The following is a 22,531-nucleotide window of genomic DNA, read 5'->3' as shown; positions in this document are numbered from 1 at the left end:
CTGTATAAACCCGCATAATGCAACGGTGGCGCACATCGACCAAGTCCTCGGACCGGCCGACGACACCGTGACGTTCTTCCAGCCCCGAGCCATGGTGTACGTGACCATGCTGTGGGTGGCCGCGGCCGTGTGGGTGGTCTGTCTCGGCCTGCACATCCTCATCCGGCTCGCTCTCGGCCACCCGCTGCCGGGCGACAGCCTGGTGATGTACCTGGAACTGGCCCTGATCCTCCCGGCCGTGTTCTCCGCCGTCATCCTGCTGGTGGCCTGGAAGCGTTTCGGCTGGCTGCACAGCTCCATGCACGGCCTCGACTTCGCCGCGACCGGCCGCAAGCCGGTGCACCTGCCGTGGGCGGGCATCGCGACGGTCTCGCTGCGGCACTGGGGCCCGTTCCGGGAGCTGGTGGTGACCCCGATCGCCCCCGATTTCGCCACCGTACTTGACGGCGCCGGCCGCGCCCCCCGGATGCGCAAGCGTGGTGGCGAGGTCTCCTACCTGGTCGACGTGGGCCTGATGTCGCCCGGCCCGGAGGTCCTGATCGCCGAGCTGCACCGCCGCCTGCCCACCAAGGTCTGAGCCGCCGCTCTAGATTGCTGGGCATGGATCTCAGCGGCAAGACGGCGGTTGTCACGGGTGGGTCGAAAGGGATCGGGCGGGCCATCGTGGCGCGGTTCGCCGCGGCCGGGGCGCGGGTGGTGTTCACCTACGCGCACGCGGAGCCGGTCGATCCGATCGACGGGACCGTGGCCGTGCGGGCCGATCAGGAGGACCTCGGGAACCTGGACGCGATCTTCGAGCGGGTGGGGGACGGGCTCGACATCCTGGTCAACAACGCGGCGATCGCGCCGCAGACGCCGATCGCGGAGCTGACCGTCGCCGAGATCGACCGGGTGTTCACGGTCAACTTCCGGTTCCCGCTGCTGGCCATCCAGCGGGCCGTGCCGCTGCTGCGGGACGGCGGGCGGATCGTCAACATCTCCACGCTCAACACGGTCCTGTCCGGGCCGGGGCTGTCGCTCTACTGCGCCAGCAAGGCCGCCCTCGAACAGGTCACCTCGGTCGCGGCCAAGGAACTCGGGCCGCGCGGGATCACCGTCAACACGGTGTCGCCGGGCGCCACCGACACCGACCTGCTGCGGGGCGGCAACTCGGCGGAGGCCCTGGAGGAGGAGGCGCGGCTCACCGCCCTGGGCCGGCTGGGAGCCCCGGACGACATCGCCGCAGTGGTGGCGTTCCTGGTCTCGGCCGACGGCGGCTGGGTCACCGGCCAGAACATCCGCGCCACCGGCGGCCTTCTGCTGTAGCGGGCCCGGGGGTGTACCAGCAGCCCACCCCTGAGGTCGGCGATCCGACCTAGCCTGGGAGCGTGGACAACCGTGCTGAGGTGAAGGCTTTCCTCACCTCCCGCCGCGCCCGGATCACTCCGGAGCAGGCCGGGCTGGTCAGCTTCAGCCGTAATCGGCGGGTGCCCGGACTGCGCCGCAGCGAGGTCGCCGACCTGGCCGGGGTCAGCGTGGAGTACTACGCCCAGCTGGAACGGGGCAACCTGGCCGGGGTCTCCGGCAGTGTGCTCGACGCCCTTGCCCGCGCCCTGCAACTTGACGAGGCCGAGCAGGCGCACCTGGCTGACCTGGCCCGCGCCGCGGGACCGGCCGGTCGCGGACGCCGGAAGCCGGCCGCCGGGCAGATCCGGCCGAGCGTGGCCCGGCTCCTCGAACTGATGACCGCGATCCCGGCGCTCGTCAACAACGGCCGGGGTGACGTTCTCGCGGCCAATCCGCTGGCCCGGGCGCTGTACGCGCCGATGTTCGACGACCCGGCGCGGCCGGCCAACCATGCCCGGTTCGCGTTCCTGAACCCGCTGGCCCGGGACTTCTGGGTCGACTGGGAACGGATCGCCGCCGACACCGTGTCGATGATGCGCACCGAGGCCGGCCGCGACCCCTACGACCGGGACCTCACCGATCTCGTCGGCGAGCTCTGCACCCGCAGCGAGGACTTCCGGACCCGGTGGGCCGCGCACGACGTGCGCCTGCACCGCACCGGGGTCAAACAGTTCCGGCATCCGGTGGTCGGCGAGATCACGCTCAGCTACGAGGCCATGCCGCTGACCGCCGACCCGGGGCTGACGCTGATCGCGCTCAGCGCGCCGGCCGGCTCGGCCGACGACGACGCCCTGCGCCTGCTGGCCAGCTGGGCGGCCCCGGTCAGCCCACGTCCAGGTCGCTGACCTGCAACAGCGGCAACCCTCACGCCTTGGTTCCGGCCATCAGCCAGACCGCCGAGATCACCAGGCCGGCCAGGGCCATCTTGCGGCCCTCGCCGGTGCGGTCGGCGCGGCGCAGGGCGAGGTCCCGGGACTGATCGTCATCCATGGGCCGATGGTGACAAGGGCCCGCCACCCGGCGGACCGCGACGGCCTTGCGCCGCCGCCGGGCCGGCCGCCGCGGCGGTCCGGGCCGATGCTTTTGGGGCCCCTAGGACGTACGGCTAAAGGGGTTGCCCGAAGTTGACCTTGACCCCGGGGGAGTAGAGGACGCTGGCCGGCGGGCCTTGCGGCGTGGGCAGGCCGGTGGCGGCGATCAGTTCGTCGTCGAGGTCGAGCAAGGTTGCGCGGCGCAGTGGCCAGCGGGAGTGTTCGTTGGGCAGATGGATCGTGCGGCCCCAGGCGTTCGTGTGCAGGCCCCAACGCGCCGTGACGAAGTGTTCCAATGCGGTGGGTTCGGCGATTTCATCGCCGATGCGGACGGTGAGGGTGCTGCTCGTGCCTCTCGGTCGCGGCCAGCGGCGTTGTGAGGTGTACGCGATGACGTCGCCGTCCTTACGCAGGCGCATCCGCGACCACATGTACGGCAGGCGCAGCGAGGCTCGCGCGGTGAGCACCGGCAGCAGGCGTTCGGCGTCGAGCGACAGGAACACAACCGCTCGATGACCGTTTTGGTCCACGCTGTAGAGACGCACGTTGGTCTCGGCGAACGTGCCGAGATAGGGGATTCCGGGGCCGCGCAGGAAGCCGAGGCCCTCCATCCGGAACGCGATCAGGCCGACGTAGGTGACGCCGCCGAGCAGGTCAGGGGTGGTGCCGGCGGGCAACAGCGGCGCGATGATCGCCGGATCGATCGGCCAGTGCAGGAACGTCAGGTCGGCCCAGCGCTGCACCAGGATCGACCGGCGCACCGGCCGGACCGTCTCGGGGGTGACCTCCTCGACCGACATGGATCTCAGCCTAGATCCCACAGCAACCGGTAGTACGCGATGCGTTCCGGGTCGGGGTCGATGCCGTAGGTCGCGAAGAACAGGTCCTCCCAGCCGTCGCCGTAGTTCCAGCTCAGGCTGTAGGAGGCGACCGCCAGGTCGGCCCAGCGGTCGGCCACACCGAGCGCGGCCAGGTCGACGTGCGCGACCCAGCGGCCGTCCGGGCCGATCAGGGTGTTGGGGGCACAGGGGTCGCCCTGGCAGACGACCAGGCGGTCGATGGCCGGCGGGTCGCCGATCTTGCCACGGTCGACCTCGCCGAGGCGGCGTTCGACGCTCCAATCAAAAGGACATTCCTTGACGGGTACGCCGTGGTGCAGCTCTTTCAGCCCGGCTGCGATCGCGGTTACCGCGGTGGCCTTGTCCCAGCGCTTGTCGACCGCGGACCAGCCGTTGATCGCCCTGGTCACCAGCCACTCGCCGGTTTCGTCGCTTCCGCTGCTGACGACCTCGGGAACCGGGGTGTAGCGGGCGGCCCAGGCCAGGCGACTGGCCTCGTTCCGCAGCGGCAGATTCGACCCGCGTGGGGCGAACTTCACGAAATAGTCGCTGCCGATGCGATATGTCAGGCCGCCGAGGACATTGCGCCATATCGGGGTCAGGGGTCGCCCCTCGGCGAGGGCGGTCACGGCGGCGGGGACGGCGATGTCGTCGCCGAAGTCGGTCTCCGGAGGCTGCACGGGGGTCAACTCTGCCACTTGCGTCACAGGTCGCCCCGGATGCCCGGCCGGGCGGGAAGAATTGGCGGCGATGAACTCACAACGACCCGCCGCGGTGCTCTTCGACATGGACGGCACGCTGGTGGACAGCGAAAAGGTCTGGGAGATCGCGCTGCACGAGCTGGCCGCCTGGGCCGGCGGCACGCTCTCTCCCGAGGCCCGGGCCGCGATGGTCGGCGGCAGCATGAAGTCCAGCATGCGGATCTTCCGGGAGGACCTCGGCCAGCCCGACCGCCCCGAGGAAGCGGACGTCAAGTGGCTGACCTCGCGGGTGTTCAACCTGTTCCGCGAGGGTCTGGTGTGGCGTCCCGGCGCGGCCGAGCTGTTGCGGGCGGTCAAGAAGGCCGGCATGCCGACCGCGCTGGTGACCTCCACCGGCCGCATCCTCGTCGAGGCCGCCCTGGACACCCTGGGCCGGGAGAACTTCGACGTGGTGGTCTGCGGCGACGAGGTCACCATGCCCAAACCCGACCCCGAGCCATACCGTACGGCCGCCGCCCTGCTGGGTGTGCCGATCGAGCAGTGCGTCGCGATCGAGGACTCGCCGACCGGCGTGGCCAGCGCGCTCGCCTCGGGGGCGGTCGTGCTGGCCGTGCCGGCCGAGCTGGAGCTGCCCGCGACCGACGGGGTCCACCTGCGCCGTTCCCTGGTCGGGGTGGACCCCGCCTATCTGACCCAGCTGTTGATCACTCAGCGGCTATTGCAGCCAGAACATTGAGCCGGGCCGCCTTGATCGCCGGCAGCACCGAGGCCAGCACCCCGACCAGCGCGGCCAGCACCAGGTAGAGGGCCATCCCGCCCCACGGCAGCACCAGCTTGTCGATGCCGTCGTCGTTCAGGGCCCGCACCACGGCCGCGCCCAGCCCGGAACCGACGACCACCCCGAGCAGCGCCCCGAAGACCGAGATGACCACGGCCTCGACCGTCACCATCCGCATCGTCTGGGACCGGCTCAGCCCGACCGCCCGCAGCAGGCCCAGCTCGCGGGTGCGTTCCAGCACCGACAGGGCCAGGGTGTTGACCACGCCCAGCACCGCGATCAGGATCGCCAGCGCCAGCAGCACCTGCACCATGGTGATCACGGTGTCGAAGTCGGACAGCTGCTGGTTGATGAACGTGGTGCGGTCGCTGGCCGACACCTCGGGACTGTCGGCCACCAGGGCCTTGATGCCGGGCAGCACCTGGTCGACGGTGGTGCCGTCGGTCAGCCGGACGAACGCGAAGACCGGCTGCGGAATGCCGAAGTCCTTGGTCGCGTCGGCCGGCAGGAAGTAGGTGCCGGGCATGAAGTCCTCGTCGTAGGACGCCGCGATCGTGTACCGATGCGCGTCGCCGTGCGACAACTGGACGTTCAGGCTGTCCCCGACCTTCCAGCCCTTGTCGGTCAGCTCCTTCGTGCTGATCGCGACCTGGTCGGACTTGAGCACCGGCAGCTGCGGACCACCGAACGCGTCGGCCAGTTTCGTCAGGTCGTCGGTCGCGGTGACGTACGTCAGCTTGCCGTTGATCTGGGCCTGGTCGTTCCAGATGCCGGCGGCGGCGCGCACCCCGGTGATCTCCCGGGTCTGGTCGAGAACCGCCGGGTCGAAGGTCGGCGGCCGCGGGCCGTTCTGCTCGCCACCGATGATGATCTGCGCCTTGACCGTGTCCTCCGCGGTCGCGGCGATGCTGGTCTTGGCCGAGTTCATCACCACGGTCACGCCGGTGACCAGGGCGATGCCGACCATCAGGGCGGCCGCCGTGATGGCGGTGCGGCGCGGGTTGCGGCCCGAGTTGAGCCGGCCCAGCCGGCCCGGGACCGACCAGGAGAACAGCCGGCCCAGCAGGCCCACCACCGGGCGGGAGATGAGCGGCGTGAGCAGGGCGACGGCGATGAAACTGACGAGTACGCCGCCGAGGATCAGCCACAGTCCACCCGATCCGTACAGCCCGATGCCGAGCATCGTCCCGCCGATCGCACCGACCACCGCGCCGGCGACGCTCACCTTGGTGAGCGGCCGGTCCGGGGTGGCCACGTCCTGCATGGCGGCGACCGGCGAGATCCGCGAGGCGCGCAGCGCCGGCAGCACCGCCGCCACCACGGTGACCAGCACGCCGACGATCAGCGAGCTGAGGATCGCGGACAGCGGCACCCCGACGCTCGCCATCTCGAAGCCGTCGTTGAGCGAGGCGAACAGCTGGCCCAGCCCGGCTCCGACGCCGACCCCGGCGGCCAGCCCGATCAGGGCCGCGACCAGGCCGATCACCACCGCCTCCAGCAGCACCGAGCCGATCACCTGACGCCGGCTCGCGCCGAGCGCCCGCATCATCGCGAGTTCCCGGGTGCGCTGGGCCACGATGATCGAGAAGGTGTTGAGGATCAGGAAGATCCCGACGAACAGGGCGACGCTCGCGAAGCCCAGCAGGATCTTGTTGAAGAAGCCGAGGAACTCCTTGAGGCTCGCGGCGTTGTCCTCGGCCAGCTGGTCGCCGGTCTTGACGTCGTAGCCGGTGCCGACCGTGGTGGCGATCCGATCGCGCAGTTGCTCCGGGGTGACCCCGTCGGCGGCCTTCACGTTGATCATGTTGAACATGCCGGTCTGGCCGATCATCAGCTTCTGGGCGACCGGCTCGGTGAAGGCGACCTCCTGCGATCCGCCGATCGAGTCCTTGTCGTTCTGGTAGCCCCAGATGCCGACCAGCGTGAACGTCTTCTTCGGCTCCAGGGTGAGCACGCCCACCCGGTCGCCGATCTTCAGCTTGCCCTGCTTGGCGACCAGCGCGTTGACCGCGATCTCGTCGTCCTGCTGGGGGCCGCGGCCCTCGCGCAGCTTGAGCAGGTCGTCCTCGCCCACCCAGTTGCCGCCCAGGCGGGGCGGGCCGGTGCCGGCCAGCACCTTGCCGTCCGAGCCGATCACCCGGGCGCCGTCGGCGGTGACCATGCCCGTGGCCTTTGCGACTCCTTGGACATTTCGGACTTCGTTGACGATGCTCGCCGGTAGCGCGGAGGGGACCTGTTCGCCCTCCATCTCGGAGACCTCGATCTTGGGCTTGGCCGAGACACTCACGTCGGTGCCCGCGAACGCGGTGGCGAACAGCTGGTCGAACGAGCGACCGAGGGTGTCGGTCACCACGAACGCGCCGGCCACGAACATCACGCCGAGCACCACGGCCAGGCCGGAGAGCACCAGCCGCAGCTTGCGGCCGAGCAGACTCTTCAGCGTCGCGCGCAACATCTAGACCAGCACCTCTCCGGACTTCATCGCCTCGAGGACGGTCTCCGGGGTGGGCTTGGCCAGCTCGTGCACGATCGAGCCGTCGGCCAGGAAGACCACCCGGTCGGTGTAGCTGGCGGCGACCGGGTCGTGGGTGACCATGACGATGGTCTGGCCGTGCTCGCGCACGCTGTCGCGCAGGAACGCCAGCACCTCGGCACCCGACTTGGAGTCGAGGTTGCCGGTCGGCTCGTCCGCGAAGATCACGTCGGGGCGGCTCATCAGCGCCCGGGCGCACGCCACCCGCTGCTGCTGACCGCCGGAGAGCTGGGCCGGCCGGTGGCTGAGCCGGTCGGTCAGCCCAACGGTCTCGATCACCGTGTCCCACCACTGCGGGTCGGGCTTCCTACCGGCGATGTCCAGCGGCAGCCGGATGTTCTCCGCCGCGGTGAGCGTGGGCAGCAGGTTGAACTGCTGGAAGATGAAACCCACCCGGTCGCGGCGCAGCCGGGTCAGCGCCTTGTCGTTCAGCCCGGTCACCTCGGTGCCGCCGATGTGCACCGTGCCCCGGGTGACCGTGTCCAGCCCGGCCAGGCAGTGCATCAGCGTCGACTTGCCGCTGCCGGACGGACCCATGATCGCGGTGAACTTCCCGCGGCCGAAACTCGCACTCACCCCACGAAGGGCGACGACCTGAGCCTCCGCCTTCCCGTACACCTTCCACACCTCTTCGGCGCGTGCCGCAACAGGCGTCTCCATCGTCTGAGCCCCCATCTTGTGCGGGCCGCCCCCGTTTTGGCCGGCCCGTCCGTCTTGGTCCGGCCGGGCCTGAGGCCCGGCCGGCAGGAATCAGTCTTTCGGCGCGGCGGGCGGGAAACGTCCGCCCACAGTCGTATCAGGACGCGAGATTTCGGTACGGGGTGCACCCCAGGCGACGTCAGGGATAGCCCTGAGATGTCACCGTGACGCCGCTTTCGACTTGACTGACGTCATCGATGACGTCATAGTGGGTCACATGGACCTGACGCCCTACCTCGAGACCCTCCGGGCCGACCTTGCCGCCGCCGCGGCACCGGGCGGCCCGGAGACCACTCGGGCGGCCGAGTTGCTCGGCCACTCACTGGAGGCGTCCGCCCGGCTGGCGCTGCTCGAGGCGCTGTCCGACGCGGCCGCCGAGATCACCACGCACCTGTCCGACGCCACCGTCGAGGTGCGGCTGCGCGGCCGCGAGGCCGACCTGGTGGTCACCCGCACCGCACCCGAACAGCCCGACAATCAGCCGCCGCCCCCGCCGATGCCGGATGCCGGCGACCTCACCCGGCTCACCCTGCGGATGGCCGAGTCGCTCAAGACGCACGTCGAGCAGATGGCCGCCGCCGAGGGCATCTCGGTCAACGCGTGGCTGGTCCGCGCGGTGACCTCGGCCCTCACCTTTCGCAACCAGCCGCCGCAACCCCCGCGCTCCGGCAAGCGCATGACCGGCTATTTCCAGGCTTAGGAGTCGTTATGTACGAGTTCGACCACGCCCAGCCCGTCACCCTCGTCGTGCGCGCCCAGGGCGGTCTCGTCGAGATCACCGCCGAGGAGCGCGACACCGTCCAGGTGGACGTGCAGCCGATGGACACCTCCGACGCGGCCCAGGAGGCCGCCCGCAACACCCGCGTCGAGCTGGACGACGGCACCCTGCTGGTGCAGGCGCCCGGCAGCGAGCACTGGCTCTGGCGCCGCACCCCGAAACTGTTGATCACCGCGCGGGTCCCGATCGGCTCCGCGCTGCACGCCAAGAGCGCGGCCGCCGACGTGCGCGCCGCCGGCGTGTTCTCCACCGCGCACGTCAACGTGGCCTCGGCCGACGTCCAGGTGGCCGAGGTGATCGGGGACGCCTACTTCGACGCGGCCAGCGGTGACATCGCGGTCGGCCGGGTCGGCGGCGGGCTACGCATCAAGAGCTCCTCCGGTGCCCTGCACATCGGTGACGTCACCGGTGACGTCAACGCTTCCACGGCGAGCGGCCACATCCGGGCCGGCCGCCTCGAATCCTCGGTCAAGGCGGGCACCGCGAGCGGCGACATCGAGATCGCCCGGCTGCGTCAGGGCAAGGCGAGCGTCAAGACCGCGTCCGGTGACGTCCAGGTGGGGGTGGCTCCGGGCTCCGGCGTCTGGATGGACCTGAACACCGCCTCGGGCCGCTCGTCCAGCGACCTGACCGCGGCCGGTGACACCCCGCCGGCCGGCGACCCGGTCTCGCTGGAACTGCGCATCCGCACCGCCAGCGGCAACATCCACGTGCACCGCGCCACCGAGTCCGCCAAGGCCGCCTGATGCTCCCCGGTTCCCGCTTCGGCCTCGAGTCCGCCGTCCAGGTGGTGCGCCGCCGTCTGTTGCCCGCCCCGCGTGCCGTCCAGCCGGCCCAGCCGGAGTGGCCCCGGAGCCGCGGCCCCACCCCGAACCCTCGCCGTCATTGACCGTCGCGCCCGGTGGCCCGCCCACCGGGCGCTGCGGCGTGTTCAGCTGCCCGGCTTGACCAGGCCCGTCTCATAGGCGAGGACCACGGCCTGGGTGCGGTCGCGCAGGCGGAGCTTGGTCAGGACGTGGCCGACGTGGGTCTTGATGGTGGTCTCGCTGACCAGCAGGGCGCCGGCGATCTCCGCGTTCGAGTGGCCGCGGGCCAGGTGCACCAGCACCTCGCGCTCCCGGTCGGTCAGCGCGTCGAGCTTCGAGGTCGTGGTGGTCTCGGGTGCCGGCAGCGCCTCGGCCACCCGGGCCAGGATGCGGGCCAGCACCACCGGGGTGATCACCGCGCCGCCCACCGCCACCGCCCGCACCGCCGCGATCACCTCGTGGCCCTGTGCGTCCTTGCGGAGGAAGCCGCCCGCCCCGGCCGCGATCGCGGCGAGCACGCCCTCATCGGTGTCGTGGTCGGTGAGGACCAGCACCCGCACCGGCAGCCCGGCCTTCGACACCGCCCGCGCCACGGCATGCCCGTCCAGCCGGGGGAGCACGATCTCGGTGATCAGCACGTCCGGCAGCAGCCGCCGGGCCAGCTCGACCGCCTCGGCCCCGTCCCCGGTCTCACCCACCACCACGATCTCCGGCGCCGCGCCGCGGCCGTCGGCGGATTCCGCGGCGAGGACCATGCGCAGGCCGGAACGGTGCATAGGTGCCGGGTCGGCCAGCAACACGCGCACCGGCCTGGCCTTGGTCTCGCTCACCCCGCCGAACCGCCCCTCCGCCGTCACGCTTTGGGCGTCACCCTAAGCGATCGTCGTCGGCGGGGGTGAGGTCGATGCGGACCACCTCGCCGGTCGGGAACGGCGGCGGGGTGCCGCCGAACTCCGGGCAGAAGGCCTGGTGGCTGCACCAGCCGCAGAGCCGGCTCGGTTTCGGGCGGAAATCCTGGTTGCGTTTGGCCAGCTCGATGGCCTGGGACAGGGCGACCAGGGTGCGCTCGAAACGCTCCAGCTCCTCGGCGTCGGGGCTGTAGTCGCAGATCTCGGCGTCTTTCAGGTAGAGCAGGCGCAGCACGCGGGGGACCACGCCGCGGGTGCGCCACAGGACCAGGGCGTAGAACTTCAGCTGGAACAGGGCGCGGCCCTCGAACGCCTCGCGCGGGGCGCCGCCGGTCTTGTAGTCGACCACCCGCAGGTCACCGGCGGGGGAGACGTCGAGACGATCGATGTAGCCGCGGATCAGCAGCTCGTCGTCGACCAGGGTCGACACCAGGGCCTCCCGCTCGGCCGGCTCGAGGCGCTGCGGGTCCTCCACCGCGAAATAGCCCGCCAGCAGGGCGGTCGCGCTGGCCAGGAAGGTCGCCAGCTGGGGTGTGCCGGCGCCGCCCGCGTCGGCCTCGGCGAGCAGGGCGGCCTGGTCGACGACGGCGGGCTTGGTCGGCGGGTCGAAGATCTCGATCAGCCGGGGCTCGGCCTCCAGCAGGGCGGCCCACGCCGGCTCCACCAGGGCCGCGGCGGCGGGCGGGGTGCGGTCGGCGGCCGGCAGGTCGAACAGGCGCTCCAGCACCGCGTGCACCAGCGTGCCGCGGGCTTGGTCGGCGGTGGGCTGCTCGGGCAGCTTGTCGATGGTGCGGAACCGGAACAGCAGGGGGCAGGTCTTGAAGTCGGCCGCCCGCGACGGTGACAGCGAGGGGCCCGCGGGGGAGCTGCCGGGCGGGGGCGAGGAGACCGTCTGTGCCGTCATGTCAGAGAGGCTAGGGCAGGGGTACGACGAAAATGCGGAGCCTCCGTAGCATCGACCGGGTGGAGCAGCCGAGCAGACCGCAACCGCGCACCGCCGGACGCCCGGCCCGGCCGGTGGGGCACGTGCTGCGCATCCCGATCTACATGAACTCCTCGATGCTGCTGCTGGCCGCGCTCGTCACCGTCGTCTACGGCAACTGGGTGCGCTCCGAGCTCGACCTGCCCGACCCGGTGGGCTACCTGGTCGGCCTCGGTTTCGTGGCCTGCCTGCTGGGCTCGGTGCTGCTGCACGAGCTGGGGCACGCGCTGACCGCCCGCCGCTACCGGATCGGCGTGCGCGGCATCACCCTGGAACTGCTCGGCGGCTGGACCGAGATGGACCGCGACGCGCCCACCCCCAAGGTCGACGCCCTGGTCAGCCTGGCCGGGCCGCTCGTCTCGCTGGTGCTCGGCGGGGTCGCCACCGCGGTCACCCTGGCCCTGCCCGACCGCACCCTGGCCGACCAGGTCGCGTTCCAGCTGGCCGCCAGCAACCTGCTGGTCGCCGTCTTCAACGTGCTGCCGGGGCTGCCGCTGGACGGCGGCCGGGCGCTGCGGGCCGGGCTCTGGGCGCTGATCAAGGACCGCAACCGGGCCACCGAGGCCGCCGCCTGGTCCGGCCGGGTCATCGCGTTCGCCTGCATGGTCGTCGCGATCTGGCTCTACCGGCTCGAGCTGGTCACCCTGTTCGGGCTGGCGTTCGTGATCCTGGTGGTGTTCACCCTGTGGCAGGGCGCCGGCCAGTCGATCCGGCTGGCCCGGATGACCCGCCGGTTCCCGCTCGTCGACCTGGCCGCGCTGGCCCGCCCGCTGCTGACCGTGCCGGCCGGCACCCCGCTCGGCGAGGCCCAGCGGCGCCGCTCCGAGGACCCGAGGCCGAACGTGGTGCTGGCCGTCACCGACTCGGCCGGTAATCTCACCGCACTGGTCGACCCGGTCGCCGCCGAGCGGATTCCGGTCGACCGGCGCCCCTGGGTGGCCGTGGACACCGTGTCCCGGTCCCGCGACGCCGTGCCCGCGCTTCCGCTCGGGCTCAGCGGCGAGCAGGTGGTGCGCGCGCTGCAGGCCCACCCGGCCGGGCAGTACGTGATCACCGCGGGCGAGGAAGACCAGGATGTGGTGGGTGTGCTCCGCGTCGGTGATGTCGCCGACGTGCTGGAGCCGCGCCGCCCGAGAAGACCGGCACCATGACAGAGAGAAGAGTTGTGACCAGTTCGCCTGCCACCGTCGTCGAGGACTCGATGCCCGCGCACACCGGGCCGTTCCGGGCGGGTGACCGCGTCCAGCTCACCGACCCCAAGGGGCGGATGCACACGATCGTGCTCGAGCCGGGCAAGTCGTACCACACGCACCGCGGTGCCCTCGACCACGACGCCATCATCGGCCTGCCCGAGGGCAGCGTGGTCACCTCGGCCGGGGCCACCCAATACCTGGCGTTGCGCCCGCTGCTCAGCGACTACGTGCTGAGCATGCCGCGCGGCGCCCAGGTGATCTACCCGAAGGACGCGGCGCAGATCGTCGCGATGGGCGACGTCTTCCCCGGTGCGAAGGTTCTGGAGGCCGGGGCCGGCTCGGGCGCGCTGTCCTGCTCTCTGCTGCGGGCCGTGGGCAGCGGCGGCGAGTTGCACTCGTTCGAGTTGCGCGACGACTTCGCGGCGATCGCCCGGAAGAACGTCGAGGCGTTCTTCGGCGGCCCGCACCCGGCCTGGCACCTGCACAACGGTGACGTCGCGGACAACACCGACACCGGTTTCGACCGGATCATCCTGGACATGCTGACCCCGTGGGAGGCGCTCGACATGGTCGAGCGCTCGCTGGTGCCCGGTGGCGTCTTCATCGGTTACGTGGCGACCACCCCGCAGCTGTCCGAGCTGGTCGAGGCGCTGCGCGAGCGCGGTGGCTGGACCGAGCCGCGGGCCTGGGAGTCGCTGGTCCGGGACTGGCACGCCGAGGGCCTCGCGGTCCGCCCCGACCACCGGATGGTGGCGCACACCGCGTTCCTGGTCTCGGCGCGGAAACTCGCGCCGGGCGTGACGGCGCCGCCACGGCGGCGCAAACCGAGCAAAGGCGCCGAAGCGTACGCACTTCGCCGTGCCGCCCAGGCTGCCCTGGCCGCGGCGGCCGCCGATCCGGCCGAGGCCGCCGACCTGGATCGATAGAGGTCCTCGTACGAAGCGATGTGACTAGGGCCGCTGGAGTCGGGTAGCTTCCAATGCGCAAGCGCGCGAGCACGGGAGGATCGGGTGGGTGCGATGAGTTCTCCGCCGTTCGGCGGCAGCAACGAGATGCCTGCGGTCTTCCCGGACTGGTCTCCGTATCAGGATCTCGACTCAGCGGCCCGAGCCTATCTGCGCGACCCCGAAGTGGCGCTGGACGCGCTCTTCGGGGTGCTGCGCGGCGCGTCGGTGCTGTGCTTCACCCTCGAGCGCTTCGTCAACGAGGTCAACGGCGTCTGGCAGGAGGTCGTCATCTGTGACGGCAGCCGCCTGGTGCTGTGGCACGGGGAGGATGTGGCGCCCGGCGACGGCCCGGTCGGCTCGATGACCTCGTCGCTGCGGGTGGTGCCGCTCTCCACGGTGACCGAGGTGGGCTGCCGCCGGCGGCTCACCCGCACCCCGAACGGCCAGGCCCGGGTCGACAGCATCGACGTCTACCTGCTGCTCAGCTCGATCGACGACGCCGTCCCGCCGCCCGGCATGGACGAGGGCAGCGAGGGCCGCACCTCCCTGCGGCACGACGCGCTGCGGTTCGGCAAGACGCTCGACGACGGCGGACCGGGGCAAATCGCCCGACTCGAGGAGTTCTCCCGCGTCGTGGCCTCGCTTGTCGGCCGCCCGACCCTGTGAGTCGTATTTCGGGGATGTGACATTTTCCGCGTTTCACCAACGCGGTCCGGAGGGACGCCTACCCGAACGGCGTACCCCCGGAAGGTTGGTCAATCCGCGTCGGGGCCGGCCACCTCGACGTCGTCGGCGGACCGCACGACGTGGATGCAGTCGCCGGGGCACTCCTTGGCCGAGTCGATCACTTCGAGCATCAGGTGCGCGGGCACGCTAGTTCGCGCTCCGGGGGATTGCAGCAGCTCACCGGCCTGATCCTTGACGTAGGCAAGCCCGTCGATGTCGAACTCGAAGACCTCGGGTGCGTACTGCACACACAGCCCGTCGCCGGTGCACAGGTCTTGGTCGACCCAGACCTGAAGCGCCTCTATACCGGTCTGCGTCGTCAACTGCAACCTCCTGAAATTGGTCCCGGCCGACGGTACCGGATGCCTCCGACAACCAACTGGCTACCACTGACCGAATGGATCAAGACTCGGTGACGAGGGTGTTGCATGGGTCGAAATCCGGGCTACAGCAGCTAGTGTTATCGCAAGACGTTCGAGCCCCCGGGGAGGTGGGACGTGGCACGTAGCGACGAGGCGGATTCACGCGCCGCACGTTGGGAGAAAGAGGCCAACGATCTCTCCAGCCAGGTCGCGTTCCTGCAGGAGGAACTCGCCCTTGTTCGGCGAAAGTTGACCGAAAGCCCACGACACGTCCGGCAGCTCGAGGAACGGCTCGCGGCAACGCAGGCGCAGCTGGCCCGACTGACCGAGAACAACGACCGGCTCGTGGCGACCCTCAAGGAAGCCCGAACCCAGATCGTCACTCTCAAGGAAGAGATTGACCGACTCGCCCAGCCGCCCAGCGGCTACGGCGTTTTTCTGTCAGCTCACGAGGACGGCACGGTCGACGTGTTCACCGGCGGCCGCAAGCTGCGGGTGGCGGTCTCACCGTCGCTCGAGGTCGAGGAACTTCAGCGCGGGCAGGAAGTACTGCTCAACGACGCGCTGAACGTCGTCGACGCGTTCGGCTTCGAACGCTCCGGGGAGGTCGTCCTCCTCAAGGAGGTTCTGGCCGGCCCGGACGGGCAGCGCGGTGACCGGGCTCTCGTGGTCTCGCACGCCGACGAGGAGCGCATCGTCTTCCTCGCCGACTCGCTCGACATCGCGAAGCTGCGTGCGGGCGACTCGCTCATGATCGAGCCCCGCTCGGCGTACGCCTATGAGCGGATCCCGAAGAGCGAGGTCGAGGAGCTCGTCCTGGAGGAGGTGCCCGACGTCGACTACACCGACATCGGTGGCCTGCACTCCCAGATCGAGCAGATCCGCGACGCCGTCGAGCTGCCGTTCCTGCACGCCGACCTGTTCCGGGAGCACCAGCTGCGCCCGCCGAAGGGCATCCTGCTCTACGGCCCGCCCGGCTGTGGCAAGACCCTGATCGCCAAGGCGGTGGCCAACTCACTGGCCAAGAAGATCGCCGAGCGACGTGGCGAGGAGAAGCACACCAGCTACTTCCTCAACATCAAGGGCCCGGAACTGCTGAACAAGTACGTGGGTGAGACCGAGCGGCACATCCGCCTGGTCTTCCAGCGGGCTCGGGAGAAGGCCGGCGAGGGCACCCCGGTGATCGTGTTCTTCGACGAGATGGACTCGATCTTCCGGACCCGTGGCTCGGGCGTCTCCTCAGACGTGGAGAACACGATCGTTCCCCAGCTCCTCAGCGAGATCGACGGCGTTGAGGGACTGGAAAACGTGATCGTGATCGGCGCGTCCAACCGGGAAGACATGATCGACCCGGCCATCCTGCGCCCCGGCCGACTCGACGTGAAGATCAAGATCGAGCGCCCGGACGCCGAGGCCGCCAAGGACATCTTCGCCAAGTACATCCTGGCCGGCCTGCCGCTCTCGACCGACGATCTGATCGAGCACGGCAACGACCGCGACGTCACGGTGGCCGCGATGATCGAGGCCGTCGTGCTCCGGATGTACACGGAAAGCGAGGAGAATCGCTTCCTGGAGGTCACCTACGCCAACGGTGACAAGGAAGTCCTGTACTTCAAGGACTTCAACTCCGGCGCGATGATCCAGAACATCGTGGACCGCGGCAAGAAGATGGCGATCAAGGAGTTCCTCACCTCCGGGAAGAAGGGGCTGCGCCTGCAGCACCTGCTCGATTCCTGCGTCGACGAGTTCCGCGAGAACGAGGACCTGCCCAACACGACCAACCCGGACGACTGGGCCCGCATCTCCGGCAAGAAGGGTGAGCGGATCGTCTACATCCGCACGCTCGTCTCCGGTGGCAAGGGCGCCGAGGCCGGCCGCTCGATCGAGACGGCTTCGAACACCGGTCAGTACCTGTAAGGCTCGATAGAGGCGGGCGGAGGGGGATCACCCTTCCGCCCGCCTTCTCGTTGCACCGGGCATGACCGCGCCCCATCCGGTACGCCTGGCCTGGCTCGACGCCCTGCGCGGATACGCCGCGCTCACCGTCGTCTGCTTCCACCTCAGCCCGATCGTGCTGGGCTCCGAGCGGCACCTCACGGTCATGCGGCACATCGACCTCGGGAAGTACGGCGTGCTGCTGTTCTTCCTGGTCTCCGGCTACGTCATCCCGATGTCCCTGGAGAAGCACGGCAGCCTGAGCCGCTTCTGGGTCGGCCGCCTATGCCGTATTTATCCGGCATATCTGTTCGCCATCGCCCTCGTCGCCCTGCTGTGTGCCGCCGGATGGATGACCTGGCAGAAGTCGCTCCAGCAGGAGACCGTCACCGGGGTCCTCGGACACGTCACGATGATGCCCGACCTGCTCGGCCAGCGCGGCGCCGTGCGCGTCTTCTGGACCCTTGCCTACGAGATGACCTTCTATCTGATCGTCTCCGGCCTGTTCGCCTGGCGGCTGCATCGCCACAGCGCCTGGTGGGCCGCCGGGCTGGCGCTCCTGGCTTTTGCGAAACTGCCCAACGACCTCTTCGGGGCCACCCCGGGACAACGACGACTCACGGCCGCGATCCTGGTCGTCGTCATCGCGTGCAGCGTCCTCGCGTACATCCGGAATCGGTTTGTTCTCCTCGCCGGCGCCGCCGGCCTTGCCTTTGTGCTCCTGCCCGCCCTCAACGGCCACGACACCAGGAACAGCACCGTCATCGCGTCCTGGCAGGGTCTGCTGCTGCTGGCCGTGATGTTCGCCGGGACCGTGGTCTACCGGTGGCAGCACGGGCAGCTCGGCCGCCTGCCGGCGACCCTCGCCCTGACGACGGTCGCGCTGGGCGTGATCGGTGCGCATTGGACACATCTGGGTACGACCGCCGCGCTGCTCGTCTGGTCGGCCAACGTCGGCGCGGTCGCGGTCACGTTCCTTTTTGCGTACGCCATGAGAAACCGCCCGATTCCGGGGGTACTCACGTGGCTCGGCCGGATCAGTTACTCGCTGTACCTTCTGCACGCCGTGCTGCTGTTCCTGCTTCCCCGGCTCGTCCCGGATATCGGGACCAGGGCCGGTGTGATCAGAGTCGCGGCCGGGCTCGCGTACATGATCGTCGCTCTTGGGGTGGCCTGGCTCGCGTACCGCATGGTGGAACTGCCGGGCCAGGCACTCGGCCGGAAGCTGACCGCCAAGCTGTCTCCCCGCGGTGTTCCGGCGGCCTTGCTCGCCACCCAGCGTGCCGCCACGGCGACCGGGCGGGGGCAGAACGAGCGGCAGAGCGTCTAGGCTCGATACATGAGCAGCAGCGGCGTTGTCTGGGCGGGCGGAGTGGTCGCATGAGTGTTCGGCGAATTATGGGCACCGAGGTCGAGTACGGCATTTCGGTCCCGGGGCAGCCCGGCGCCAATCCGATGGTGACGTCCTCGCAGGTCGTCAACGCTTATGGGGCCCGGCCCGAGCTCAATCGCGGGGGGCGCGCACGCTGGGACTACGAAGAGGAGTCGCCGCTGCGCGACGCCCGGGGGTTCACCTACTCCGGCGCCGCCTACGACCCGGCCGACGCCCTCGCCGACGAAGACCTCGGCCTGGCCAACGTGATACTGACCAACGGCGCCCGGCTCTACGTCGACCACGCGCACCCGGAGTACAGCACTCCCGAGTGCACCAACCCGCTCGACGTCGTCAAGTGGGACAAGGCCGGCGAGCGGGTGATGGCCGAGGCGGCCCGGCGGGCCGCCACCATCCCCGGCACCCACCGCATCCAGCTCTACAAGAACAACACCGACAACAAGGGCGCGTCGTACGGGTCGCATGAGAACTACCAGATGCGCCGGCAGACCCCGTTCGCCGACATCGTCGCTCATCTCACCCCGTTCTTCGTGACCCGGCAGGTGTTCACCGGCGTCGGCCGGGTCGGCATCGGACAGGACGGCTCCGGCTCCGGTTTCCAGCTCTCCTCGCGCGCCGACTTCTTCGAGGTCGAGGTCGGCCTGGAGACCACGCTGAAGCGGCCGATCATCAACACCCGCGACGAGCCGCACGCCGACGCCGACAAGTACCGCCGGCTGCACGTGATCATCGGCGACGCCAACCTGTCGGAGATCGCCAGCTACCTCAAGATGGGCACCACCTCGCTGGTCCTCGCGATGATCGAGGAGAAGGTGTTCAGCGGCGACCTGGGCATCGCCGACCCGGTCAGCGAGCTCAAGTCGGTAAGCCACGACCCGACCCTGACGCACCTGATCCGGCTGCGCGACGGCCGCCGGCTCACCGCGCTCGACCTGCAGTGGGCCTACTACGAGCGGGCCCGCGCGTTCGTCGAGGAGCGGCAGGGCGACGACGCCGACGACCAGACGGCCGACGTGCTCGACCGCTGGGAGGACGTGCTCGACAAGCTCGGCCGCGACCCGATGCAGCTGTCCGACAGCCTCGACTGGGTCGCCAAGCTGCGGCTGCTCGAGGGCTACCGGGAGCGCGAGAGCCTCGGCTGGTCGTCGCCGAAGCTGCAGCTGGTCGACCTGCAGTACGCCGATGTCCGCCCGGAGAAGGGCCTCTACCACCGCCTGGTGGCCCGGGGCTCGATGAAGACGCTGCTCGACGACGCCGACACCCAGGCCGCGATGTACGAGCCGCCGGTCGACACCCGGGCCTACTTCCGGGGCCGCTGCCTGGCGCAGTACGCGTCCGAAGTGGTCGCGGCCAGCTGGGACTCGGTGATCTTCGACGTGGGCCGGGAATCGCTCGTCCGGGTGCCGATGATGGAACCCGAGCGCGGCACGAAAAAGCACGTCGGGGCCCTCTTCGACAAGTGCGAGAGTGCGAAGGACCTGCTCGAGGTCATTACCTCGCGCTGAGCGGTTTACCGAAACGGACCGCCCGGCGGGTCGTTTTGTCACAGCCGCGCGGTAGGTTTGCGATACCCGATGTTGTGCGACTTCGGGTGGCGGAGAAGGGGGACATCCCATGGCAACCAGAGACACAGGTGGTCAGTCGCAGTCCGGCAAGAGCCGCAGCGGCGAGGAGATCGAGGACGTCACCGTCGAGGCCAACCCGGAGGTAGCCGAACGGCACGCCGAGATCACCGAGGACGTCGACGATCTCCTCGACGAGATCGACTCGGTTCTGGAGGAAAACGCGGAGGAGTTCGTCCGCGGATACGTCCAGAAGGGCGGCCAGTAAGCCGTTTTGTCCGATCCTGAGGGGTCGGACAGCGGTTTCGCTTTCAGCGAACCGGCATCGCTCGGAAGGCCTGGAAAATGGCCTTCCGGGCGGTGCCTGGATAAGTGCGGCCTCGGTACGCCGGATCGGGCAAGCTGAGGCTCTGACACGTCGATCACGATCATCGCACCGGGTGGGTTCCGCGGGATATTGTGCTGCAACTGCAAAGGCGCCCCGGGGGAATCGGCGCCCGCGCGATCACGTATCTGAAAGGAACCACGTGGCTAAGGACTTTGATCCATCCGGTCGGCTCCCGGATATCTACACCAACGCGGGGACGTCCTCCTTCACGCAGTTCCTGACCCATGCGGCCCCTGAGATGTTGCCGGGGCGCCGGCCGCTGCCTCCGGGCCTGGCGGGGGACATGGCACCGCACGGCACGACGATCGTGGCGATCACGACGGCCGAGGGCGTGGTGATGGCGGGCGACCGCCGGGCCACCATGGGCAACCTCATCGCGAGCCGGGACATCGAGAAGGTGCACCCCGCCGACGCGTACTCGCTGATCGGCATCGCCGGCACGGCCGGCATCGGCATCGAGCTGATGCGGCTGTTCCAGGTCGAGCTCGAGCACTACGAGAAGATCGAGGGCATCATGCTGTCCCTCGACGGTAAGGCGAACCGCCTGGCCGGCATGGTGCGCGGCAACCTCGGGGCGGCCATGCAGGGCCTCGCGGTGGTGCCGCTGTTCGCCGGTTACGACCTGTCGCCGGCCGACGGGGCCAAGGCCGGGCGCATCTTCAGCTTCGACGTGGCCGGCGGCCTCTACGAGGAGACCGGGTACGACTCGATCGGCTCCGGCTCGCTGTTCGCCAAGTCCGCGCTGAAGAAGAAGTACCGGACCGGCGTCAGCACCACCGACGCGATCCGGCTGGCCGTCGAGGCGCTGTACGACGCGGCCGACGACGACACCGCGACCGGCGGGCCCGACGTGACCCGCAAGATCTACCCGGTGGTCATGACGGCCACGGCCCAGGGCACCCACCGGCTGTCCGAGGAAGAGATCTCGGCGGTGGCCGAGCAGGTCGTCGCCGGCCGGATGGAGAACCCGGGCGGCTGAGTCCCGGTTCCACCACTTGCTTTCAACCGGGACGAGAGGAAGTAGCCAGCCGTGGCCATGCAGTTCTACGCATCACCCGAGCAGGTCCAGCGCGACCGCTCGGAGTACGCCCGTAAGGGCATCGCCCGCGGCCGCTCCGCCGTGGTGCTGACCTATGAGGGCGGCATCCTGCTGGTCGCCGAGAACATCACCACCCTGCGCAAGATCAGCGAGATCTACGACAAGATCGGCTTCGCCGCCGTCGGTCGCTACAACGAGTTCGAGAGCCTGCGCCGGGCCGGCGTGCGGATGGCCGACCTCAACGGGTACAGCTACGACCGCCGCGACGTGACCGGCCGGGGCCTGGCGAACGCGTTCACCCAGACCCTCGGTGCGATCTTCTCGGAGACCCAGAAGCCGTACGAGGTGGAGGTCTGCATCGCGCAGGTCGGCGCCTCGCCGGAGGCCGACGAGCTCTATCGCATCACCTACGACGGCTCGGTGATGGACGAGCCGGGCTTCATGGCGATGGGCGGCCAGGCCGAGGCGATCTCCGGGGTGCTGCGCGACGAGCACGACACCGCGGCCGACCTGCAGACCGCGCTGGTGCTGGCCGCGAAGGCCCTGGGCAGCGTCGGCGGCGAGAACGGCCAGACCCGCACGCTGGCGGCCAAGCAGCTCGAGGTGGCGGTCCTGGACCGCCGCCGCAAGGGCCGCACGTTCCGCCGCATCACCGGCGACACCCTGACCACCCTGCTCGGCCACGGTGCCGTGCCGGAGTCGGAACTGGGCGAGACCGACGCGGCCCCGCCGAACCCGGCCGAGGACAAGCCGACGGTCTCAGCAGCCCCGGTGGCCGACGCCGGCAAGATCCCGGACGACCCGGCCGAGCCCGCCGACGATACAAACGGCGACGGCAGCTGAGAGATGAGGCGCGGCTTCGGCCGCGCCTCACCGTTTCCCCCGCGCGGCCGTTTCGCGCGCTCTTTTTGGTACGCCGTCGGACAAGTCCCCTGGCGCGCGGTTCCGCTGAGCGGGACTCACCCTCCGCGCGCCCCCGCCGGGCGGGCCCGGCCCAAGGCGCCGGCCAGTGCCCGAGCGCGCGCCCAGTGCGCGCCGGGCGGCGCGCTCCACCCCACCTGCCGCCGACCTTGTGGGGTTTGCGCACGGACCGAGCTGGAACTCCGCAAGACGGCCACAGGCCGCAGGCGAAGCGTGCGGCGAAGCCGGGCCGGTTCGCGCCTGGCCGCTGACCTTGTGGGGTCCCGGCGCGGACCGCGCAGCAACTCATCAAGGTCTGGCGCGTGGCGGGTGTGTGGCGGGTGTCAGGCCGTTTCCCGCGCGGCCGGCCGGTCCACCGCCGATCTTGTGGAGTTCCCGCGCGGACCGCGCAGCAACTCATCAAGGTCTGGCGCAGACGGGCGGCGCGGATGGGGCGTGCGGTGGGTGCCAGGCCGTTTCTCGCCCGGCCAGCCCGACCCGTCGCCGATCTTGTGGAGTTCCCGGGCGACCCGAACAGGAACTCCGCAAGATCGGGCGCTGCGGGCGCTGCGGGCGCTGCGGGCGCTGCGGGCGCTGCGGGCGCTGCGGGCGCTGCGGGCGCTGCGGGCGCTGCGGGCGCTGCGG

General features: G+C 70.2%; 24 protein-coding genes. 16 read left to right on the top strand and 8 right to left on the bottom strand.

The features are described from left to right. Positions 1-25 precede the first annotated feature (25 nt). The 3 genes from Ate02nite_RS44495 to Ate02nite_RS44485 all read left to right on the top strand — a co-directional run bounded on the left by Ate02nite_RS44495 (position 26) and on the right by Ate02nite_RS44485 (position 2,231). Positions 26-577, top strand: a complete 552-nt coding sequence (locus Ate02nite_RS44495; RefSeq protein WP_203814025.1) for a hypothetical protein — start codon at positions 26-28, stop codon at positions 575-577. Between the two features lie 23 nt (positions 578-600). After that, positions 601-1,305, top strand: coding sequence for an SDR family NAD(P)-dependent oxidoreductase (locus Ate02nite_RS44490; protein ID WP_203814024.1), 705 nt, complete (start codon positions 601-603; stop codon positions 1,303-1,305). A gap of 62 nt (positions 1,306-1,367) precedes the next feature. After that, the gene (locus tag Ate02nite_RS44485; protein ID WP_203814023.1) at positions 1,368-2,231 is read left to right on the top strand and encodes a helix-turn-helix domain-containing protein; all 864 of its coding nucleotides are present in this window, start codon (positions 1,368-1,370) and stop codon (positions 2,229-2,231) included. Positions 2,232-2,250: 19 nt separating this feature from the next. On the opposite strand, the gene Ate02nite_RS49640 is transcribed toward Ate02nite_RS44485, so the two are convergent. The 3 genes from Ate02nite_RS49640 to Ate02nite_RS44470 all read right to left on the bottom strand — a co-directional run bounded on the left by Ate02nite_RS49640 (position 2,251) and on the right by Ate02nite_RS44470 (position 3,936). Beyond that, positions 2,251-2,376 (bottom strand): DUF4190 domain-containing protein, encoded by a 126-nt coding sequence (locus Ate02nite_RS49640; RefSeq protein ID WP_203814022.1) that lies wholly within the window; start codon positions 2,374-2,376, stop codon positions 2,251-2,253. Between the two features lie 115 nt (positions 2,377-2,491). Continuing rightward, entirely contained in the window at positions 2,492-3,217 is a 726-nt protein-coding gene (locus Ate02nite_RS44475) for a YqjF family protein (protein WP_203814021.1), read from the bottom strand. 5 nt (positions 3,218-3,222) lie between these two features. Beyond that, a complete protein-coding gene (locus Ate02nite_RS44470; protein WP_239148161.1) occupies positions 3,223-3,936 on the bottom strand; it encodes an aminoglycoside 3'-phosphotransferase in 714 nt (237 codons plus the stop codon). Positions 3,937-4,006: 70 nt separating this feature from the next. On the opposite strand from Ate02nite_RS44470, the gene Ate02nite_RS44465 reads away from it, so the two are divergent. Beyond that, positions 4,007-4,693 (top strand): HAD family hydrolase, encoded by a 687-nt coding sequence (locus Ate02nite_RS44465; protein ID WP_203814019.1) that lies wholly within the window; start codon positions 4,007-4,009, stop codon positions 4,691-4,693. On the opposite strand, the gene Ate02nite_RS44460 is transcribed toward Ate02nite_RS44465, so the two are convergent. Then, positions 4,662-7,190, bottom strand: coding sequence for an ABC transporter permease (locus Ate02nite_RS44460; RefSeq protein WP_203814018.1), 2,529 nt, complete (start codon positions 7,188-7,190; stop codon positions 4,662-4,664). The genes Ate02nite_RS44465 and Ate02nite_RS44460 overlap by 32 nt on opposite strands. Next, complete coding sequence (locus Ate02nite_RS44455; RefSeq protein WP_239148160.1) at positions 7,191-7,928, bottom strand: ABC transporter ATP-binding protein; 738 nt, start codon at positions 7,926-7,928, stop codon at positions 7,191-7,193. Positions 7,929-8,184: 256 nt separating this feature from the next. Here Ate02nite_RS44455 and Ate02nite_RS44450 point away from each other — a divergent pair, with 256 nt between their 5' ends. After that, positions 8,185-8,667 carry a hypothetical protein gene (locus tag Ate02nite_RS44450; protein WP_203814016.1) on the top strand — a complete coding sequence of 161 codons (483 nt, stop codon included), beginning with the start codon at positions 8,185-8,187 and terminating at the stop codon, positions 8,665-8,667. 8 nt (positions 8,668-8,675) lie between these two features. After that, entirely contained in the window at positions 8,676-9,491 is an 816-nt protein-coding gene (locus tag Ate02nite_RS44445) for a DUF4097 family beta strand repeat-containing protein (RefSeq protein WP_203814015.1), read from the top strand. A gap of 185 nt (positions 9,492-9,676) precedes the next feature. Here Ate02nite_RS44445 and Ate02nite_RS44440 read toward each other — a convergent pair whose 3' ends face one another. Together Ate02nite_RS44440 and Ate02nite_RS44435 are read right to left on the bottom strand one after the other, a co-directional pair. Next, positions 9,677-10,327 (bottom strand): LuxR C-terminal-related transcriptional regulator, encoded by a 651-nt coding sequence (locus Ate02nite_RS44440; RefSeq protein WP_203814038.1) that lies wholly within the window; start codon positions 10,325-10,327, stop codon positions 9,677-9,679. A 91-nt stretch (positions 10,328-10,418) separates the two neighbouring features. Then, on the bottom strand, positions 10,419-11,363 hold the full coding sequence (locus Ate02nite_RS44435; protein ID WP_203814014.1) for a RecB family exonuclease: 945 nt from the start codon (positions 11,361-11,363) through the stop codon (positions 10,419-10,421). A 50-nt stretch (positions 11,364-11,413) separates the two neighbouring features. Here Ate02nite_RS44435 and Ate02nite_RS44430 point away from each other — a divergent pair, with 50 nt between their 5' ends. The 3 genes from Ate02nite_RS44430 (at position 11,414) to Ate02nite_RS44420 (ending at position 14,247) form a co-directional block, all read left to right on the top strand. Further along, positions 11,414-12,592 (top strand): site-2 protease family protein, encoded by a 1,179-nt coding sequence (locus tag Ate02nite_RS44430; protein ID WP_438871327.1) that lies wholly within the window; start codon positions 11,414-11,416, stop codon positions 12,590-12,592. A gap of 50 nt (positions 12,593-12,642) precedes the next feature. Continuing rightward, positions 12,643-13,560 carry a tRNA (adenine-N1)-methyltransferase gene (locus tag Ate02nite_RS44425; protein WP_203814036.1) on the top strand — a complete coding sequence of 306 codons (918 nt, stop codon included), beginning with the start codon at positions 12,643-12,645 and terminating at the stop codon, positions 13,558-13,560. A 93-nt stretch (positions 13,561-13,653) separates the two neighbouring features. After that, positions 13,654-14,247: a hypothetical protein gene (locus tag Ate02nite_RS44420; protein ID WP_203814013.1), complete on the top strand. Its 594-nt coding sequence runs from the start codon at positions 13,654-13,656 to the stop codon at positions 14,245-14,247. A gap of 89 nt (positions 14,248-14,336) precedes the next feature. Here the strand turns inward: Ate02nite_RS44420 and Ate02nite_RS44415 are convergent, their stop codons facing one another. After that, on the bottom strand, positions 14,337-14,630 hold the full coding sequence (locus tag Ate02nite_RS44415; RefSeq protein ID WP_203814012.1) for a ferredoxin: 294 nt from the start codon (positions 14,628-14,630) through the stop codon (positions 14,337-14,339). Between the two features lie 174 nt (positions 14,631-14,804). Here Ate02nite_RS44415 and arc point away from each other — a divergent pair, with 174 nt between their 5' ends. The 7 genes from arc to Ate02nite_RS44380 form a co-directional block, all read left to right on the top strand. Then, positions 14,805-16,586 carry a proteasome ATPase gene (gene arc, locus Ate02nite_RS44410; RefSeq protein WP_203814011.1) on the top strand — a complete coding sequence of 594 codons (1,782 nt, stop codon included), beginning with the start codon at positions 14,805-14,807 and terminating at the stop codon, positions 16,584-16,586. Between the two features lie 61 nt (positions 16,587-16,647). Next, entirely contained in the window at positions 16,648-17,934 is a 1,287-nt protein-coding gene (locus Ate02nite_RS44405) for an acyltransferase family protein (RefSeq protein ID WP_203814010.1), read from the top strand. Positions 17,935-17,984: 50 nt separating this feature from the next. Beyond that, entirely contained in the window at positions 17,985-19,502 is a 1,518-nt protein-coding gene (gene dop / locus Ate02nite_RS44400; RefSeq protein ID WP_354262765.1) for a depupylase/deamidase Dop, read from the top strand. Between the two features lie 109 nt (positions 19,503-19,611). Beyond that, a complete protein-coding gene (locus Ate02nite_RS44395) occupies positions 19,612-19,827 on the top strand; it encodes a ubiquitin-like protein Pup (protein WP_203814009.1) in 216 nt (71 codons plus the stop codon). A 259-nt stretch (positions 19,828-20,086) separates the two neighbouring features. Further along, positions 20,087-20,926, top strand: a complete 840-nt coding sequence (gene prcB, locus Ate02nite_RS44390; protein ID WP_203814008.1) for a proteasome subunit beta — start codon at positions 20,087-20,089, stop codon at positions 20,924-20,926. A gap of 51 nt (positions 20,927-20,977) precedes the next feature. Then, positions 20,978-21,829 carry a proteasome subunit alpha gene (gene prcA / locus Ate02nite_RS44385; RefSeq protein ID WP_203814007.1) on the top strand — a complete coding sequence of 284 codons (852 nt, stop codon included), beginning with the start codon at positions 20,978-20,980 and terminating at the stop codon, positions 21,827-21,829. 513 nt (positions 21,830-22,342) lie between these two features. Continuing rightward, on the top strand, positions 22,343-22,531 hold a 189-nt coding region (locus Ate02nite_RS44380; protein ID WP_203814006.1), incomplete at its 3' end, for a hypothetical protein.

Source organism: Paractinoplanes tereljensis (assembly GCF_016862435.1).
Lineage (GTDB): Bacteria > Actinomycetota > Actinomycetes > Mycobacteriales > Micromonosporaceae > Actinoplanes > Actinoplanes tereljensis.
Note: the sequence above shows the minus strand (reverse complement) of the source record. Positions and strands in the feature narration are given on the sequence as shown.